Annotated in this window: 19 protein-coding genes, 1 other RNA gene and 1 pseudogene (1 of these 21 cut by a window edge); 6 read left to right on the forward strand and 15 right to left on the reverse strand. The window is 69.2% G+C overall.

The annotated features are described in order from the left end of the window. Positions 1-227 (forward strand): annotated as a pseudogene (locus tag BGN97_RS02415) (inositol monophosphatase family protein) (it extends 560 nt beyond the left edge of the window). A 31-nt stretch (positions 228-258) separates the two neighbouring features. Continuing rightward, entirely contained in the window at positions 259-843 is a 585-nt protein-coding gene (locus BGN97_RS02420; RefSeq protein ID WP_292697713.1) for a hypothetical protein, read from the forward strand. Between the two features lie 105 nt (positions 844-948). Here the strand turns inward: BGN97_RS02420 and BGN97_RS02425 are convergent, their stop codons facing one another. Then, on the reverse strand, positions 949-1,149 hold the full coding sequence (locus BGN97_RS02425; RefSeq protein ID WP_292697715.1) for a hypothetical protein: 201 nt from the start codon (positions 1,147-1,149) through the stop codon (positions 949-951). 117 nt (positions 1,150-1,266) lie between these two features. Here BGN97_RS02425 and BGN97_RS02430 point away from each other — a divergent pair, with 117 nt between their 5' ends. Beyond that, entirely contained in the window at positions 1,267-1,869 is a 603-nt protein-coding gene (locus tag BGN97_RS02430; RefSeq protein WP_292697717.1) for a TetR/AcrR family transcriptional regulator, read from the forward strand. 75 nt (positions 1,870-1,944) lie between these two features. Beyond that, positions 1,945-2,451, forward strand: a complete 507-nt coding sequence (locus tag BGN97_RS02435) for a fibronectin type III domain-containing protein (RefSeq protein WP_292697719.1) — start codon at positions 1,945-1,947, stop codon at positions 2,449-2,451. Between the two features lie 80 nt (positions 2,452-2,531). Here BGN97_RS02435 and ssrA read toward each other — a convergent pair. Next, positions 2,532-2,901: a transfer-messenger RNA gene (gene ssrA / locus BGN97_RS02440) on the reverse strand. Between the two features lie 146 nt (positions 2,902-3,047). Between ssrA and BGN97_RS02445 the strand changes: the two genes are divergently transcribed. Then, positions 3,048-3,713 (forward strand): SIMPL domain-containing protein, encoded by a 666-nt coding sequence (locus BGN97_RS02445; protein WP_292697721.1) that lies wholly within the window; start codon positions 3,048-3,050, stop codon positions 3,711-3,713. Positions 3,714-3,733: 20 nt separating this feature from the next. Here BGN97_RS02445 and hflX read toward each other — a convergent pair whose 3' ends face one another. Further along, on the reverse strand, positions 3,734-5,242 hold the full coding sequence (hflX, locus tag BGN97_RS02450) for a GTPase HflX (protein ID WP_292697723.1): 1,509 nt from the start codon (positions 5,240-5,242) through the stop codon (positions 3,734-3,736). Between the two features lie 107 nt (positions 5,243-5,349). Between hflX and BGN97_RS02455 the strand changes: the two genes are divergently transcribed. Then, the gene (locus BGN97_RS02455) at positions 5,350-5,994 is read left to right on the forward strand and encodes a methyltransferase (protein WP_292697725.1); all 645 of its coding nucleotides are present in this window, start codon (positions 5,350-5,352) and stop codon (positions 5,992-5,994) included. Positions 5,995-6,007: 13 nt separating this feature from the next. Here the strand turns inward: BGN97_RS02455 and dapF are convergent, their stop codons facing one another. From dapF to BGN97_RS02515, 12 genes are all read right to left on the reverse strand, one after another. After that, positions 6,008-6,880, reverse strand: coding sequence for a diaminopimelate epimerase (gene dapF, locus BGN97_RS02460; RefSeq protein WP_292697727.1), 873 nt, complete (start codon positions 6,878-6,880; stop codon positions 6,008-6,010). Between the two features lie 35 nt (positions 6,881-6,915). Continuing rightward, positions 6,916-7,359, reverse strand: coding sequence for a GNAT family acetyltransferase (locus tag BGN97_RS02465; protein ID WP_292697729.1), 444 nt, complete (start codon positions 7,357-7,359; stop codon positions 6,916-6,918). Continuing rightward, positions 7,356-7,913 (reverse strand): dihydrofolate reductase family protein, encoded by a 558-nt coding sequence (locus BGN97_RS02470; RefSeq protein WP_292697731.1) that lies wholly within the window; start codon positions 7,911-7,913, stop codon positions 7,356-7,358. Before BGN97_RS02470 ends, BGN97_RS02465 begins: the two co-directional genes overlap by 4 nt. 40 nt (positions 7,914-7,953) lie before the next feature. Beyond that, positions 7,954-8,865 carry a tRNA (adenosine(37)-N6)-dimethylallyltransferase MiaA gene (miaA, locus tag BGN97_RS02475; protein WP_292697733.1) on the reverse strand — a complete coding sequence of 304 codons (912 nt, stop codon included), beginning with the start codon at positions 8,863-8,865 and terminating at the stop codon, positions 7,954-7,956. Between the two features lie 118 nt (positions 8,866-8,983). Beyond that, positions 8,984-10,537 carry a tRNA (N6-isopentenyl adenosine(37)-C2)-methylthiotransferase MiaB gene (miaB, locus tag BGN97_RS02480; protein ID WP_292697735.1) on the reverse strand — a complete coding sequence of 518 codons (1,554 nt, stop codon included), beginning with the start codon at positions 10,535-10,537 and terminating at the stop codon, positions 8,984-8,986. A 78-nt stretch (positions 10,538-10,615) separates the two neighbouring features. Beyond that, complete coding sequence (locus tag BGN97_RS02485) at positions 10,616-11,374, reverse strand: regulatory protein RecX (RefSeq protein WP_292697737.1); 759 nt, start codon at positions 11,372-11,374, stop codon at positions 10,616-10,618. A gap of 2 nt (positions 11,375-11,376) precedes the next feature. After that, positions 11,377-12,426, reverse strand: a complete 1,050-nt coding sequence (gene recA / locus BGN97_RS02490; protein WP_292697739.1) for a recombinase RecA — start codon at positions 12,424-12,426, stop codon at positions 11,377-11,379. Between the two features lie 273 nt (positions 12,427-12,699). Continuing rightward, positions 12,700-12,921 (reverse strand): DUF3046 domain-containing protein, encoded by a 222-nt coding sequence (locus BGN97_RS02495; protein ID WP_285633024.1) that lies wholly within the window; start codon positions 12,919-12,921, stop codon positions 12,700-12,702. Positions 12,922-12,937: 16 nt separating this feature from the next. Continuing rightward, on the reverse strand, positions 12,938-13,246 hold the full coding sequence (locus tag BGN97_RS02500) for a helix-turn-helix transcriptional regulator (RefSeq protein ID WP_285633026.1): 309 nt from the start codon (positions 13,244-13,246) through the stop codon (positions 12,938-12,940). A gap of 174 nt (positions 13,247-13,420) precedes the next feature. Next, positions 13,421-13,903: a nicotinamide-nucleotide amidohydrolase family protein gene (locus BGN97_RS02505; RefSeq protein WP_292697743.1), complete on the reverse strand. Its 483-nt coding sequence runs from the start codon at positions 13,901-13,903 to the stop codon at positions 13,421-13,423. Next, positions 13,900-14,475, reverse strand: coding sequence for a CDP-diacylglycerol--glycerol-3-phosphate 3-phosphatidyltransferase (gene pgsA, locus BGN97_RS02510; RefSeq protein ID WP_292697745.1), 576 nt, complete (start codon positions 14,473-14,475; stop codon positions 13,900-13,902). Before pgsA ends, BGN97_RS02505 begins: the two co-directional genes overlap by 4 nt. Next, on the reverse strand, positions 14,475-15,472 hold a 998-nt coding region (locus BGN97_RS02515), incomplete at its 5' end, for an FtsK/SpoIIIE domain-containing protein (RefSeq protein WP_292697747.1). The genes BGN97_RS02515 and pgsA, both read right to left, overlap by 1 nt.

The raw sequence follows: 15,472 nt of genomic DNA on the forward strand, positions 1-15,472 counted from the left end.
ACATCTTCAGCTACATGCTGCTGGCCGAGGGACGCATCGACATGGTCGCCGAGTTCGATGTCAAGGAGTACGACATCGCCGCGGCGGTTCCGATCGTTCGCGAGGCCGGTGGGCGGATGACGGCGTTCGACGGCACAGAGACCCTCTCCGCACTGTCCGCTCTGGCGACCAACGGCATCCTGCACGACTCGTTCCTCTCCCTGTTCCGCGACGCGCCGCGCGCCTGAGCGCGACATGCACCCCTCCCCCACGGATCACATGAAAACCCGATTCCCCCTCGCTGCCGGCGCCCTGCTGGCAACGCTGTCCCTCGCCGCGTGCAGCGGCCCCAGCACGCCGGTCGACAAGACCCCCACCTCGACCGCTTCGAAGCCTCCGGCCACGCCGAAGGCCGAGGTGGAGACCGCTCCCGCCGACAAGCCCGCCACGACCGCGCCCGCCGACCGGCCGACCTGCGAGACCATGATCACCAAGGGCACCGTCGAGGCGCTGAAGTCCCAGGGCTGGACCTTCGAGGAGCGCGAGTTCCGCATCGGTGACGTCCTCGTCGAAGGCGGACTCGAGTGCCTCTGGGCCGACTACTCGACGGCATCCGACCACGGCCAGATGTACGCGTGGGGCCCCATCAGCGCCGAGAACTCCCGCACGGCCCAGGCGAGCCTGATCTCGGAGGGCTGGCTGCGCTCGACCTCGAACGGCAAGACGTACATCACCGAGGATCCCGCCTACGCGATCGCCAAGGACGACGACGGGTTCGGCATGACCTACGAGTTCGGCGACGGGTGGGTGAGGTTCGCCGACACGAAGCAGGGACTGCTGCTCGTCGACTGGGGCGAGAAGTGACCACTGGACACAGAGAGAGGGCGCCGCTGCATCAGCGGCGCCCTCTCGGCGTCTGCGGATCGACGGCGCTGCAGCCGTCGACGGCGCTGCAGCCGTCGACGGCGATCACTTGTCGCCGCGCTGGTTCCAGTTGTCGGCGCGACGGGTCGCGGAGCCGCGCTGCCGCATGACGTATGCGAGGGCGAGGCTGACGAGGAGGATTCCCGCGGAGAAGACCACGCCCTGCGCGGTCGGCAGCTCCCACGCGAGCCCGAACAGGTAGAACCCGCCGAGGAACAGGACCATGAACACGATGAAGTCGACCACGTCGAACCCTCCCGATCTTCGGATAACCACTCCAGCTTAGTCCGGTTGCGACCCGTTCCCGTGCCGGTCCGATGCGCGCGACGGCGATAGATTGGGAATCATGCCGAGGATGACACCGTGACGACCAGCACGAGGACTGCCCGGCGCGGACGGCCGGGTCATGATCGCGCCGACATCATCCGCGCCGGAGTCGAGCTCTTCAACGAGCAGGGGTACGACGCCACATCGGTCTCCGACCTGACGGGTCGCCTCGGCCTGACCAAGTCGGCGCTGTACCACCACGTCGAATCGAAGGAGCAGATCCTCCAGATCGCACTGGAGGACGCGCTGGGCGGCCTCGAGAAGGCGCTTGAGGATGCACTTCGGCAGCCCACGGCCGGCTCCCGGTTGACGGCCATCATCGAGGGCGCCGTGCGGGTGCTCACGGAGCGTCAGCCTCAGGTCACGCTGCTGCTGCGACTGCGAGGCAACAGCGAGATCGAGACGGCCGCTCTGGCCCGGCGGCGCCGGTTCGATCACACTGTGACAGGCCTGGTCCGCGAGGCGCAGTCCGAGGGCATCGTGCGCGGCGACCTGGATGCCGGCGTCGCGACGCGCCTGATCTTCGGCATGATCAACTCGGTCGTGGAGTGGTACCGGCCCGACGGTCCTGTCGACCCGGAGCTTCTGGCGGGCGAGATCCTCGCGGTGGCACTGGGCGGGCTCCAGCCGCGAGACTGATCACGGCGCGCTGTCGTCCCACACGCGAGTGACGCCTCGTGCGGCCTCACGAAGCGGTCCGATGGCGCCGAGCCGGTGTCGCTGAAGAACTACGCGAAGAACACCAACGCGAACGAACGCCTCGAGTTCGCGGTGCCGCAGGGCGCGCAGCAGGCGCAGTTCCGCTTCCGCTACACGGGAACCAACAGCGCGTTCTGGACCGTGGACCGCGTCGCCTTCCAGCAGGCGAAGCCGACTGCCCCTGCAGCTCCGCAGGACCTTCAGGTGACCTCAGGCGACGCCACGGCCGCAGCATCCTGGCAGGCTCCGGCCTCCGACGGCCACTCACGGATCACGGCCTACACCGTCACGGCGACGCCGATCGTCGACAAGAGCAAGTCCAAGCAGGCGACTCCCGTGTCCGTGCAGACCATCGCGCTCACCGCGACGCTGAACGGCCTGCGCAACGGTGTGTCCTACACGGTGACCGTGACGGCCACGAACGCGTACGGGACTTCCGTGACCTCGGATGCCGTCCTCACGACCCCCACGGTGTCTCGCGCGACACCGGCGACTCCCCCGTCGAAGCCGAAGAAGGGCTGAGGACGTCGCACCGACAATGAAGAACCCCCGTCCTCCAGACGAGAATCAGGAGGGCGGGGGTTCTTCACGTGACAACGGCTTGGTGGAGCTGGGGGGAATCGAACCCCCGTCCGACGCTGATCATCCACGTCTTCTCCGGGCGCAGTCTGTGAAAGCGTTCTGCTCGGCTCCGACCTTTGTCACAGACACCTAAGTCGACGAGCCCAGTCTGGGAAGAGTCCCACGTGACGTCCAGACGCCGTCACGCAGCAAGATCCCTAGATGACGCCAGGGTCCGTATCGGGATCACATACGGTCTGACGGACTATCGGGCTCGCTTAGGCAGCGAGGGCGAAGTCGTTGCGCTTTGCATTGGCAACTATTTTTTCGCAGGGGGCGTTCACGAGATAACCCTGCATCCTCGGCCCGCTTCCCGTCGATACCCAGACGCCGTCGAAACCGATCAGCCCCGTGGGCCTTCTTGCGAAGGAGCCGCTGTCACTCTGTGGAATTACCAGTCGGATGCTGTCGCACCCGAGCACCAAAGACTACAACGTATCCGCCCCTCGTGCCATTCCGCGCCGCCGAAGCCGATCGCGTGACGTACAGTCGCACTCATGAGCGACGTCATCATCACCGTCCGCGGCGAGCACGAGCTGCGCATCGCGCCCGAGCGCGCCACCGTCCATCTGAACATCCGCGCCGAGGGGCCGCAGCGCGTCGCCGCGGTCGACGAGGTCACCCGGCTGGCCGAACCCGTGCGGCAGAGCATCGTCGACCGCAAGGACGCGGAGACGGTCGTGGAGTGGTCGAGCACCCGGATGACCGTGCACGCCGAGCGTCCGTGGAACGCGGACGGCCGCCAGCTCGCGCCGGTCTACCATGCCACGATCGCGTTCACCGCCACCTTCCCGGATCCCTCCGAGCTCTCGCTGTGGGTCTCCGACGTGTCCCTGCGCGACGGCGTCGAAGTCGGCATCGTGGACTGGCAGCTCACCCCGGAGACGCGGACGCGGCTGGAACGGGATGTCGCCGCTGGCGCCGTGTCGGTGGCCGTCGCCCGTGCCGAGGCGTACGCCGCCGCCCTCGGACTGGGCTCCGTCGTGCCTCTCGAAGTCGCCGACCTGGGTCTGATCTCCCGCCAGGAGTCCGCCCCTCAGCCCAAGATGCTCATGCGCAGCGCCGCCTTCGCGATGGACTCGGCCGGCTCCTCCGGCATGGTCTACGAAGCGGAGGACATCATCGTCTCGGCAACCGTCGAGGCGCGCTTCCAGGCCGCCTGACGGTTCCCCGGGCGTCCGGCTCAGCTCACCGCGTAGGGCGCGAGCTCGGCCGCAAGCCGCTCCGACACGTGCGCGTGCACCATGGTGCCCGCCTCCTCGTGCTCAGCCGAGATCAGCACTCCGGTCTCGTGCACCGCCGAGACGAGGTCGCCGCGGTCGTACGGCACGAGCGCGCGCACCTCGACGGCCGGCATCGGCAGCATCCGCTCGATCGCCTCGCGCAGCTCGTCGATGCCCTCGCCCGTGCGCGAGGAGACGAAGTGCGCGTCGGGTGCCAACCCGCGCAGCACGAGACGCTCGTCCTCGTCGACCAGGTCGGCCTTGTTGAACACGACGATCTCGGGGATGCTGCGGGCGCCGACGTCGCCCATCACGTCGCGCACCGTCTGCAGCTGGGCGGAGGGATCCGGATGCGAACCGTCCACGACGTGCACGATCAGGTCGGCCTGTCCGACCTCTTCGAGCGTGGAGCGGAACGCCTCGACGAGCTGATGCGGCAGGTTGCGCACGAAGCCGACCGTGTCGGTGAGCGTGTAGATGCGTCCGTCGTGGGTCTCGGCGCGACGCACGGTGGCGTCCAGGGTCGCGAACAGCGCGTTCTCGACCAGTACGCCGGCGCTGGTGAGAGCGTTCAGCAGACTCGACTTGCCGGCGTTCGTGTACCCGGCGATGGCGACCGACGGGATCGTGTTGCGCTTGCGCTCGGCGCGCTTGGCGTCGCGCGCCGGCGCGAACTCGCGGATCTGCTTGCGCAGCTGCGCCATGCGAGTGCGGATGCGGCGGCGATCCAGCTCGATCTTGGTCTCACCGGGACCTCGCGAGCCCATGCCCGCTCCCCCGGCGCCGACCTGGCCACCGGCCTGGCGGCTCATCGACTCGCCCCAGCCGCGCAGACGAGGAAGCAGGTACTCGAGCTGTGCGAGCTCGACCTGCGCCTTGCCCTCACGGCTCTTGGCGTGCTGGCTGAAGATGTCCAGGATGACCGTGGTGCGGTCGATGACCTTGACCTTCACGACATCCTCCAGCGCGCGGCGCTGGCTGGCGGCGAGCTCGGTGTCGGCGATCACGGTGTCGGCGCCGACGGCCGCCACGATGTCCTTCAGCTCCTGCGCCTTGCCTCGTCCGAGGTAGGTGGCGGGATCCGGATGCGGGCGGCGCTGCAGCAGCCCGTCGAGCACGGCGGCTCCGGCCGTCTCCGCAAGGGCGGCGAGCTCGCGCAGAGAGTTCTCCGCGTCGTCCTGCGCGCCCTGCGGGTACACGCCGACGAGCACCACGTTCTCCAGGCGCAGCTGGCGGTACTCGACCTCCGTGACGTCCTCGAGCTCGGTGGAGAGGCCGGCCACGCGACGCAGCGCGTGCCGATCCTCGAGGTCCCACTGCTCGCCGTCGGCGGCGCCGTGCGCGGCCGTGGCCTCGTTCTGCAGTGCTTGAGCGGCGCCGAACACTCTCGCCTCGGTCCGCGGCTCCGCGTGCGACAGCACGCGATCCAGCGCATCCGTCTGAGTGCTCTCGTCGTTGCTCTTCGTCATCCGATCCTTTTCTTCTTCTCCTGCGTGCGCATGGTGCTGGGGCTCACAGGGCCACAACCACTCAGAGCGCCTTAACCTTAGCCCCCGCCATCCGGTACGCTCACTCCATGCCGTCCGACCATTACTTCAGCGCGGCCCCGGCAAGTGCAGAGAACCTGCGCACCATCCATGTCACCCTCGCGGGACGGGAACTCGACCTCACCACTGCGGGTGGCGTCTTCAGCCCCGATCGCCTGGATGCGGGGACGGCCGTGCTGTTCGCCAACATGCCTCCCCTGCCGCCCGGGGGCGACTTCCTCGACCTCGGCTGCGGGTGGGGGCCGATCACGCTCACGATGGCCCTGGCCGCCCCTCACGCGACCGTGTGGGCCGTGGACGTCAACGAGCGGGCGCTCGACCTGACCCGGCGCAACGCCGAGTCCCTGGGCCTCACCAATGTCAACGCCGTGACGCCCGATGGTGTTCCCGATGACGTCCAGTTCCGCACGATCCGCTCGAACCCGCCGATCCGCGTCGGCAAGGGCGTCCTGCACGAGATGCTGGAGCACTGGATCCCGCGTCTGGACGAGCACAGCGACGCATGGATGGTCGTGCAGCGCAACCTCGGTTCGGATTCCCTGCAGCGCTGGATGACAGCGACGTTCACCCCGGGATACAGCGTGCACCGCGCCGCGACCGGGAAGGGCTACCGGGTGCTCAAGGTGCGACGGCACGGCACACCGCCGACGGCTCCGATCGACGTCGCGGAGTGACCGGCGCCCTCGCTCAGACGAGGTCGATCTCGCCGCGGTAGACCAGCTGCGCCGGGCCGGAGAGTGCGACGTGCTCGCCGTCCTCGGCGGGGAACATCCGCACGCCCAGCGTGCCGCCGGGCACCTCGACCCGCCACTGGTGCGGCGCGCGCTCGCCCGCCCAGTGCCGCACCGCCAGCGCGGTGGCCGCGACTCCCGTACCGCAGCTGAGCGTCTCGCCGACGCCGCGCTCGTGCACCCGCATCCGCACCTGGCCGACTCCATCCCGCACGAGGGGCTCCCCGGGCACGACGAACTCGACGTTCGCGCCCGCGGGCGGGGCGGGCTCCAGCACCGGCGTGGGGTTGAGGTCGAGTCCCTCGAGCTCCTCGTCGGATGCCAGCGCGACCACCACATGCGGATTGCCGACATCGATGCCGAGACCGGGCCGCGCGACGGACAGTCCCGCAGCGCGCGCCAGGGGCTCGCCGCCGGCCAGCCGCCAGCGGCCGAGGTCGACCTGATAGCCGTTCTCGGAGCGCATCACGTCGCGCACACCGGCGCGCGTGCCGATCGGCAGCGTCGAGCCCGGCTCGAGCTCGGCCAGACCGGAACGGAGCAGATAGTGAGCGAAGACGCGGATGCCGTTGCCGCACATCTCGGCGATCGAGCCGTCGGCGTTGCGGTAGTCCATGAACCACTCTGCCGCAGGTTCCTCGGCCAGCGCGGCAGCGCCGTCGGAGATCGCCGACGACCGCACCACACGGAGCACGCCGTCCGCGCCGACGCCGAAGTTCCGGTCGCAGAGCGCCTGCACCTGGCTCGGTGTCAGCTCCAGGGCGCCGTCGACGTCCTCGATGATGACGAAGTCGTTGCCGGTGCCGTGTCCCTTGGTGAATGCGACCATGCCAACAGTCTAGAGAGCGGCGCACATGCCGGCGCTCAGACGGAGGCCCCGGTCGGGCTGTCCACGATCAGCCGCTTGCCCGTCATGCCGACATCGAAACGCTCGTAGCCGACCTGATCGTAGAACGCGAAGACGATCTCGTTCCCCGGCCGCCCCATGCGCTGCACCTTCGGGCAGCCGAGCGCGAGCAGCCGGCGCTCGGCCGCTCCCACCAGCATGCGTCCGATGCCCTCACCGCGCCGGTCGGCGGCGCTGGCCAGGTAGTAGATCCATCCCCGGTGCCCGTCGTATCCGGCCATCACAGTGCCTACGATCCGGTCGCCGTCGACGGCGACGATGAGCAGGTCGGGCCAGACCGCCCGCATCCGCTCGATGTCGGCGCGAGGGTCGTTCCACGGGCGCGTGAGGCCCGCCTCATCCCACAGCGCGACGACGTCGTCGGTCTCGGCCGGGTCGAAGGTCCTGATCTCCACGGTCATGCCTGTGCTCCATCCTGCGCGTCGTCGAGGGTACCCGTCACACGGTACCGACCGCACAGGAAGTTCCGGTTGCGCGCCACGTCGATCAGCTCGAGGTCGAGGGCGCGCGGGAGCACAGGAGCCCCTGCGCCGAGCGTGACCGGCGCGTACTGGATCCACAGCTCGTCGATCAGTCCGGCATCCGCGAACCGGCCGACCAGCTCTCCCCCGCCGACGATCCAGATGTCCTTGTCGCCGGCGGCCGCCACCATCTCGCCGTGCACCGTGCGGACGTCCTCCTGGGTGAGCCGGATGTCGGCACCGTCCGGCACGTCGAGGGAACGGTGGGTGAACACCCAGGTCGGCAGCGTGTAGGTCCAGCCGCCCTCGTCGTGCCGCATGATCCATTCGTAGGTGTGCGCACCCATCGCCATCGCGCCGAGACCTTCGCGGAATCCCGAGTACGCCATCGGGCCGTCCTCGTCGATGTCCTGTCGCAGGAGCCAGTCCAGTGAATGGTCGGCGGTGGCGATGAATCCGTCCAGGCTGGAGGCGGTGTAGTAGTGGGTGGTCATCCCTCCATCGTGACGGGGGTCACCGACACTCACAATGCCGTCAGGCGTCGATGAGCCCCGCCGGATCCGCTGTGCCGGCGTCGAGCCACTCGATCCGCGGATAGCGCTTGAACCACGACACCTGGCGTCGGGCGTATCGACGCGTGAGCGCCTGGGTCTCCGCGATGGCCTGCTGCTCCGTGATGTCGCCGCGCAGCTGGGCGAGAGCCTGCGCGTAGCCGATGGCGCGGGAGGCGGTGACGCCCCGCTCCAGGCCGGCTCGCCGGAGCGCCGCGACCTCGTCGAGCATTCCGTCGGCCCACATCCGCTCGACGCGTCGGTCGAGTCGCTCGACGAGGGTCTCGCGTTCCGTGTGCATGCCCAGGATGCGCGTCTCCGGATGCCACAGCTCCGGCTTCTCGGGGAGAGCGGCGCCGTGCGTCGCCCCGCCCTGCTCGAGCACCTCGAGTGCCCGCACGATGCGACGGCCGTTCTTCGGGTCGATCCGCTCCGCCGTCACGGGGTCCTGCTGCTGCAGCCGCGCGAACAGCGCGCCCGCGCCGCTCTCGTCGAGCTCGGCCTCGAGTCGCGCACGCACTGCTTCGTCCCTCGGCGGGAAGCGGAAATCGAAGACGACGCTCGATACGTACAGTCCGGAGCCGCCGACGAGGATCGCGTCGCCATCGCGCTCGTGGATCGCCTGGATCGCCGCGCGTGCGAGCGGCTGATACCAGGCGACCGCGGCCTCCTCTGTCACCTCGCGGACATCGAACAGGTGATGCGGGATGCCGCGGCGCTCGGGAGGCGAGAGCTTGGCCGTGCCGATGTCCATGCCGCGATACAGCTGCATGGCATCCGCGTTGACGATCTCCGCCGGGTTGCCGCGCGCGCGCAGGGCCTCGGCGAGCTGGAGGGCGAGTTCGCTCTTCCCCGTCCCCGTGGCGCCCACGACCGCCCAGATCCGCGCGGTCATTCTGATCCTCCCTCAGGACGCCGCGCGACTCCGCAGTTCTGCACGACTCCGCAGTCGACGGGCTCGAGGCCTGCGGACGTGTGCGGATCTGCGAGCGAACGCGACGAGAGGATGCCGGTCACACCCCGACGCGCAGGGTCGGAAGTCCGAGGGAGACGGCGCGCGGTGCTCCCGCCGCCTGCCCAGCGGGTGCGGGCACGCCGCAGCTCGCGGCCTGCGCACGGTCCCAGGCGTCGCCGCCACGGGTGCGTCGGATGCGCAGCGGAGCTCCGGTCGGATCGTCAGCGAGCAGGTGGAACGGTGCGCCGTGGGTGATCGTGACCGTCACCACGTCACCCGGACGGGGCAGGTCCGAGCCGGGCGTGACCTCGAAGTGCACCAGACGGTTGTCCTCGGCGCGCCCCGTCAGGCGGTGGGTCTCGGCGTCCTTCTTGCCCTCGCCGACAGACACCAGCACCTCGACCTCGCGGCCGACCTGCTTCTGGTTCTCCTCCAGCGAGATGCGCTCCTGAAGGGCGATCAGACGGTCGTAGCGCTCCTGCACGACCTCCTTGGGCACCTGGTCGGCCATGGTCGCAGCGGGCGTGCCCTCGCGGATCGAGTACTGGAAGGTGAAGGCACCGGAGAAGCGCGACTGCTCGACGACGCGCATGGTCTCCTGGAAGTCCTCCTCGGTCTCGCCGGGGAAGCCGACGATGATGTCGGTGGTGATCGCCGCGTTCGGGATGCGCTCGCGCACGCGGTCGAGGATGCCCAGGTACTTCGAGCTGCGGTACGAGCGCCGCATGGCCTTGAGGATCCGGTCGCTGCCGGACTGCAGCGGCATGTGCAGCTGGGGCATGACGTTGGGCGTCTCGGCCATGGCGGCGATGACGTCGTCGGTGAAGGCGGCCGGGTGGGGGCTCGTGAAGCGGATGCGCTCCAGTCCCTCGATCTCGCCCGCGGCACGGAGCAGCTTGCTGAACGCCTGACGGTCGCCGAACTCGACGCCGTAGGAGTTCACGTTCTGGCCGAGCAGCGTGACCTCGATCGCGCCGTCCTCGACGAGGAGGCGGATCTCGCTGAGGATGTCGCCGGGGCGGCGATCCTTCTCCTTGCCGCGCAGGCTCGGCACGATGCAGAAGGTGCAGGTGTTGTTGCAGCCGACCGAGATGGACACCCACCCGCTGTGCGCGGAGTCGCGCTTGGTCGGGAGCGTCGAGGGGAACACCTCGAGCGATTCGAGGATCTCCAGCTCCGCGTCGCCGTTGTGGCGGGCGCGCTCGAGCAGCCCGGGGAGGGAGCCCATGTTGTGCGTGCCGAAGACCACATCGACCCAGGGAGCCTTGTCGAGCACGGCCTGCTGGTCCATCTGCGCCAGGCATCCGCCGACGGCGATCTGCATGCCCTCGTGCTTGTCCTTGCGGGACTTGAGGTGCCCGAGCATGCCGTAGAGCTTGCCCGCGGCGTTGTCGCGCACGGCGCAGGTGTTGATGATGACGATGTCGGCGTCCTCGCCCTCGGCGACCGGCACGTACCCTGCGCTCTCCAGCGAGCCCGAGAGGCGCTCGGAATCGTGCACGTTCATCTGGCAGCCGAAGGTGCGGACCTCATAGGAGCGGTGGCGACCGTCGGCGTCGATCGCGGCCGAGGAGGGCGCGATGATCGTCGGTTCGGAGGAGAGAAGAGACATGATCCAGCCATTCTACGATCCGCCGCGAGGTGCGGCGTCGCCGCCGACAGCCGGGTCCGAGCACCGTCGGCGCACCAGTCAGTCGGAGTCGACGAACCGCACGCCGCTGCGGCTGCTCCCTGCCTCGCGCAGCGCCGTGCGCGCGGCGTTCATCGCGACGGAGCCGCCGTAGCCGCGCCTGGCGAGCTGACCGAGCAGGCGGCGCAGCGCCGTGTCGGGCTCGAGTCGTGACATCCCCGATGCCTTGCTGCGCGCGAACTCGAGGGCGCGCTCTGCATCGTCATCGGGAAGCTCCTCGAGCGCCTCCTCGACCACATCCCGCGGGATACCGCGCTGCGACAGCGCTCGGGACAGCGCGATCCTGCCCTGGCCCTTGCGCTCGACGCCGGAGGTCACCAGCAGCTGTGCGAGGGTGCGATCGTCGAGATAGCCGCGGTGCTGGAACTCGTCGAGGATGTCCTCGATCGTGTCCCGATCGACATCGTTCTCGCGGAGCACGGCGCGCGCCTCCGACACCGAAAGCTGCTTGCCGCGGAGCCGGCGCACCAGCACCTCCTCGGCACGGCGGCGCAGCTCCTCGGGGTCGACGGGCGCCTCCGCGGCGTCGGGATCCGCCTCCGCTTCGGCATCCGAGTGCCCCGCAGGGAAGTCGGACCTGCGTCGCGGGCCGTCGATCAGCGCGGAGCGCCAGAGACCCTCTTCGCCCGTGCGCCGCGGCACGCTGTCGGACCCGGACTCGGGATCTCGGCGCGGCGGCACGCCCGCCTTCGATCGCGCGCCCCCGAAGAGCGGGATGACGGGGGCGAGATGCTCCTCGCCCCCGTTCGTGTGCCCCATGATCAGGCCGGACGACGCTCGGCGAGCTCGTCAGCCGGAGCCTCGGTCGTGGCCTTCACGCCGATGCCCAGCTTCTGCTTGATCTGCGTCTCGATCGCTACGGCGATGTCCTCGTTCTTGATCAGGAAGTTGCGGGCGTTCTCCTTGCCCTGGCCGAGCTGGTCGCCGTCGTAGGTGTACCAGGAACCGGACTTCTTGACGATGCCGTGCTCGACGCCGAAGTCGATCAGGCTGCCCTCGCGGGAGATGCCGATGCCGTACAGGATGTCGAACTCGGCCTGCTTGAAGGGCGGAGCCATCTTGTTCTTGACGACCTTGACGCGGGTGCGGTTGCCGACCGCCTCGGCGCCGTCCTTGAGGGTCTCGATGCGACGGATGTCCAGACGCACGGACGCGTAGAACTTCAGCGCCTTACCACCCGCGGTGGTCTCGGGCGAGCCGAAGAAGACGCCGATCTTCTCACGCAGCTGGTTGATGAAGATGGCCGTGGTCTTGGTCTGGTTCAGTCCACCGGTCAGCTTTCGGAGGGCCTGCGACATCAGTCGAGCCTGGAGGCCGACGTGCGAGTCGCCCATCTCACCCTTGATCTCGGCCTCGGGGACGAGGGCGGCGACGGAGTCGATCACGACCAGGTCGATCGCACCGGAGCGGATCAGCATGTCGGCGATCTCCAGTGCCTGCTCACCCGTGTCGGGCTGGGAGACCAGCAGCTGGTCGATGTCGACGCCGAGCTTGCGGGCGTACTCGGGGTCGAGTGCGTGCTCCGCGTCGATGAACGCGGCGATGCCGCCGGCGCGCTGGGCGTTGGCGATGGCGTGCAGCGTGAGCGTGGTCTTACCGGAGGACTCGGGGCCGTAGATCTCGATGATGCGGCCGCGCGGAAGCCCGCCGATGCCGAGTGCGGAGTCCAGGGCGATCGAGCCGGTGGAGATGACCTCGACGGGGGCGCGCTCGTCGCTGCCCAGTCGCATGATCGATCCCTTGCCGAACTGACGCTCGATGTGCGCGAGTGCGGAATCCAGTGCCTTCTCGCGGTCGTCGGTGGATGGCATGACGTGCTCCTCAGTGTCTCGAATGCTGCCGCCTGTAGGCTGTCGCGGCCTCTCCGGGATGGATCGACTCTGCGACAAGGCGTATGGCTGGTGCCACATCCATCACGCTAGAGGGGGCCTCCGACATCGAGTCGGGAGAGCCGCCTTCTGTGGATGAAGATCACACCAGGACCACTTGTGCAGAACGATACGCGCATCTCGAACACATCTTCGACGACACGCCGCACGGTCGCACCCGACTTTCGATCGCCGCTCGCGCTCAGTCCTCACGACTCAGCGCCGTCGCGGCTCCAGCCGGCCCACGCCGTAGCGACGCTCGGCGGGCACGTCGGCCTCCTCGCACAGCGCGAGCCAGATGTCCCGCGGCGGGACGCCCGCGTCCAGCGCCTCCAGCGCCGTCCTGCCGAGCCCGCTGAGGATCAGGTCGTGCGTGAGAGCCGTCGCGCGCCCGCCGAACTCGTCGTCGACAGCGCGCAGGAATTCACTGCGTCGCATCCGTGCCTCTCGCCGATCAGTGCAGCGAGAGCTCGGGCTCGACCGAGGCGACCAGGTCGTCCGGCACGACGTCCGGGAAGCTGCTCAGGCCCTCGAGGACCGAGATGCGGTCACCGACCTCGCGCATGATCGTCGAGATGGGAACGTCGAGTGCGTCGGCGACCGAGGCGAGGATCTCGCTGGAGGCCTCCTTCTGACCGCGCTCGACCTCGCTCAGGTAACCGAGCGCGACCGATGCCTTGCTCGCCACCTGTCGGAGGGTGCGCCCCTTCTGCAGGCGGAAGTCCCGCAGCACATCGCCGATCTCCTGTCTGACAAGGATCATCGGAACCTCCTCTCCACGATCCCCCTCGGAGTCCCCGAGTGGATGGCCAGTCTAACCCGACTGGATGACGCTGAATCTACTGTTTCTCGCTGTGGTTCTGTTGTGAGGGATGATGCGGGTCTGACGGTGTGTCGATTGCTGAGCACATCAGGGACAACCCGCGTTCGGCATCCGCTATTCCCGCAGGGCGCGCAACGCCAGCGCGATCGCGGCGTCCCGCGCCTGCAGGCGGATCTCCGCGCGCGATCCTGCGAAGAGGTGGGACCCGGAACGCGTTCCGTCCGGCGTGGCCACGCCGACGTGCACGGTCCCGACAGGCTGCCCGTCGGGCGAGTCCGGGCCTGCGATGCCCGTGGTCGAGATGCCGACGTCCGCAGGCCTGCCGTCGACCGCCACCGCGTGGCGCACGCCCTCGGCCATCTGCGCGGCGACATCGGGGTGGACCGGGCCGTGCGCGGCGAGCAGGCAGGCATCCACACCGAGCAGCGTGTGCTTGACGGGTGTCGCGTAGGCGACCACCGCTCCCCAGAGCGCAGCGGATGCCCCGGGAACCGACACGATCTCGGCGGCGACCGCTCCCCCGGTCAGCGACTCCGCGACGCCCAGCGTCCAGCCGCGCTCGCGAAGGGCTGCGACGAGAAGCGCGGCGTCGCTCATGCCCGGTCCTGGCGCCCGCGCACCTGCGCGACGACGTAGTCGATGCCGCTCGCGACCGTGAGCACGAGCGCCGCGATCATGAGCACGAGGGTCGTGATCGTCCAGACCGGCATCCCGATCCAGACGTGCAGCGGCAGCAGAGCCCAGCTGAGCGCGACAGCCTGGACGACGGTCTTGATCTTGCCCATCCAGGCCGCGGCGACGACGTGCTCGTGCACGATCGTGAAGCGGTGGACGGTGATCCCCCACTCCCGGATCAGGATGAGGATCACGATCCACCACTGCACCTCGCCGAGGATCGCCAGACCCAGGAACCCCGCGCCGGTGAGGAGCTTGTCGGCGATCGGATCCCACAGCTTGCCGAAGTCGCTGACGATGTCGAATCTGCGGGCGAGGTAGCCGTCCACCCAGTCCGTCGAGATGGCAAGCACGAACAGCGCGCCGGCGACCCAGCGCATCGTGAGGCTGTCCCCACCGAACGTGCCCGCCAGGAGCAGGAGCACGAAGAACACGACCGCCAGCGGGATGCGGGCGATCGTGATCGCGTTGGGCAGCTGCCGGGGGATCGCCATCAGTCGCGGCCCGTCAGGCCCCAGGCGTCCTCGTCGCCGTCGTCCTCGCTCTCGACGACAGGGAGGTCCCGGAACTGCTGCTCGACCGGGTCCTGCGCGTACATGTCGTGCTCGGCCGGCGCGGCCGCGGGAGCAGGAGCGGGTGCTGCCGGCGCGGGTGCGGACGGCGTGTCGCCGCGGAGCTTGGCCAGCACCGCGGGCAGCTGCTCGTTGGTGACGAGCACGTCACGGGCCTTGGAGCCCTCGGACGGGCCGACGATCTCGCGGGACTCCAGCAGGTCCATCAGGCGGCCGGCCTTGGCGAAGCCGACGCGCAGCTTGCGCTGCAGCATCGAGGTCGAGCCGAACTGCGAGGACACGATCAGCTCCGCTGCGGCCAGCAGCAGTTCGAGGTCGTCGCCGATGTCCTCGTCGACCTCCTTCTTCGTGGCCGCAGCCTCCTGCACGTCCGCGCGGTACTCGGGGCGGGCCTGCTGCGTGACGTGCTTGACGACCGTCGCGATCTCGGCCTCGTCCACCCAGGCGCCCTGCAGCCGGAACGGCTTGGAGGAGCCCATCGGCGAGAACAGGGCGTCGCCCTGTCCGATGAGCTTGTCGGCACCCGGGGCGTCCAGGATGACGCGACTGTCGGTGACGCTGGTGACGGCGAAGGCCAGACGCGAGGGCACGTTGGCCTTGATGAGGCCGGTGACGACGTCGACGCTGGGTCGCTGCGTGGCGAGCACGAGGTGGATTCCGGAGGCGCGCGCCAGCTGGGTGATGCGCACGATCGAATCCTCGACGTCGCGCGGGGCGACCATCATCAGGTCGGCGAGCTCGTCGACGACCACCAGCAGATACGGGTACGGCTTGAGCACGCGCTCACTGCCGACGGGGACCTCGACCTCGCCGGCGCGGACCGCGCGGTTGAAGTCGTCGATGTGGCGGAACCCGAACGACGCGAGGTCGTCGTACCGCATGTCCATCTCCTTCACGACCCACTGCAGCGCCTCGGCGG

It is taken from the genome of Microbacterium sp. 69-10 (assembly GCF_001897945.1).
Lineage (GTDB): Bacteria > Actinomycetota > Actinomycetes > Actinomycetales > Microbacteriaceae > Microbacterium.

What these genes read in the sequence shown, in the direction of transcription:
- BGN97_RS02420 (WP_292697713.1), top strand. Translation starts at nt 259, where the DNA reads ATGAAAACCCGATTCCCCCTCGCTGCCGGCGCCCTGCTGGCAACGCTG.
- BGN97_RS02445 (WP_292697721.1), top strand. Translation starts at nt 3,048, where the DNA reads ATGAGCGACGTCATCATCACCGTCCGCGGCGAGCACGAGCTGCGCATC.
- hflX (WP_292697723.1), bottom strand. Translation starts at nt 5,242, where the DNA reads ATGACGAAGAGCAACGACGAGAGCACTCAGACGGATGCGCTGGATCGC.
- BGN97_RS02455 (WP_292697725.1), top strand. Translation starts at nt 5,350, where the DNA reads ATGCCGTCCGACCATTACTTCAGCGCGGCCCCGGCAAGTGCAGAGAAC.
- dapF (WP_292697727.1), bottom strand. Translation starts at nt 6,880, where the DNA reads ATGGTCGCATTCACCAAGGGACACGGCACCGGCAACGACTTCGTCATC.
- BGN97_RS02465 (WP_292697729.1), bottom strand. Translation starts at nt 7,359, where the DNA reads ATGACCGTGGAGATCAGGACCTTCGACCCGGCCGAGACCGACGACGTC.
- BGN97_RS02470 (WP_292697731.1), bottom strand. Translation starts at nt 7,913, where the DNA reads ATGACCACCCACTACTACACCGCCTCCAGCCTGGACGGATTCATCGCC.
- miaA (WP_292697733.1), bottom strand. Translation starts at nt 8,865, where the DNA reads ATGACCGCGCGGATCTGGGCGGTCGTGGGCGCCACGGGGACGGGGAAG.
- miaB (WP_292697735.1), bottom strand. Translation starts at nt 10,537, where the DNA reads ATGTCTCTTCTCTCCTCCGAACCGACGATCATCGCGCCCTCCTCGGCC.
- BGN97_RS02485 (WP_292697737.1), bottom strand. Translation starts at nt 11,374, where the DNA reads ATGGGGCACACGAACGGGGGCGAGGAGCATCTCGCCCCCGTCATCCCG.
- recA (WP_292697739.1), bottom strand. Translation starts at nt 12,426, where the DNA reads ATGCCATCCACCGACGACCGCGAGAAGGCACTGGATTCCGCACTCGCG.
- BGN97_RS02495 (WP_285633024.1), bottom strand. Translation starts at nt 12,921, where the DNA reads ATGCGACGCAGTGAATTCCTGCGCGCTGTCGACGACGAGTTCGGCGGG.
- BGN97_RS02500 (WP_285633026.1), bottom strand. Translation starts at nt 13,246, where the DNA reads ATGATCCTTGTCAGACAGGAGATCGGCGATGTGCTGCGGGACTTCCGC.
- BGN97_RS02505 (WP_292697743.1), bottom strand. Translation starts at nt 13,903, where the DNA reads ATGAGCGACGCCGCGCTTCTCGTCGCAGCCCTTCGCGAGCGCGGCTGG.
- pgsA (WP_292697745.1), bottom strand. Translation starts at nt 14,475, where the DNA reads ATGGCGATCCCCCGGCAGCTGCCCAACGCGATCACGATCGCCCGCATC.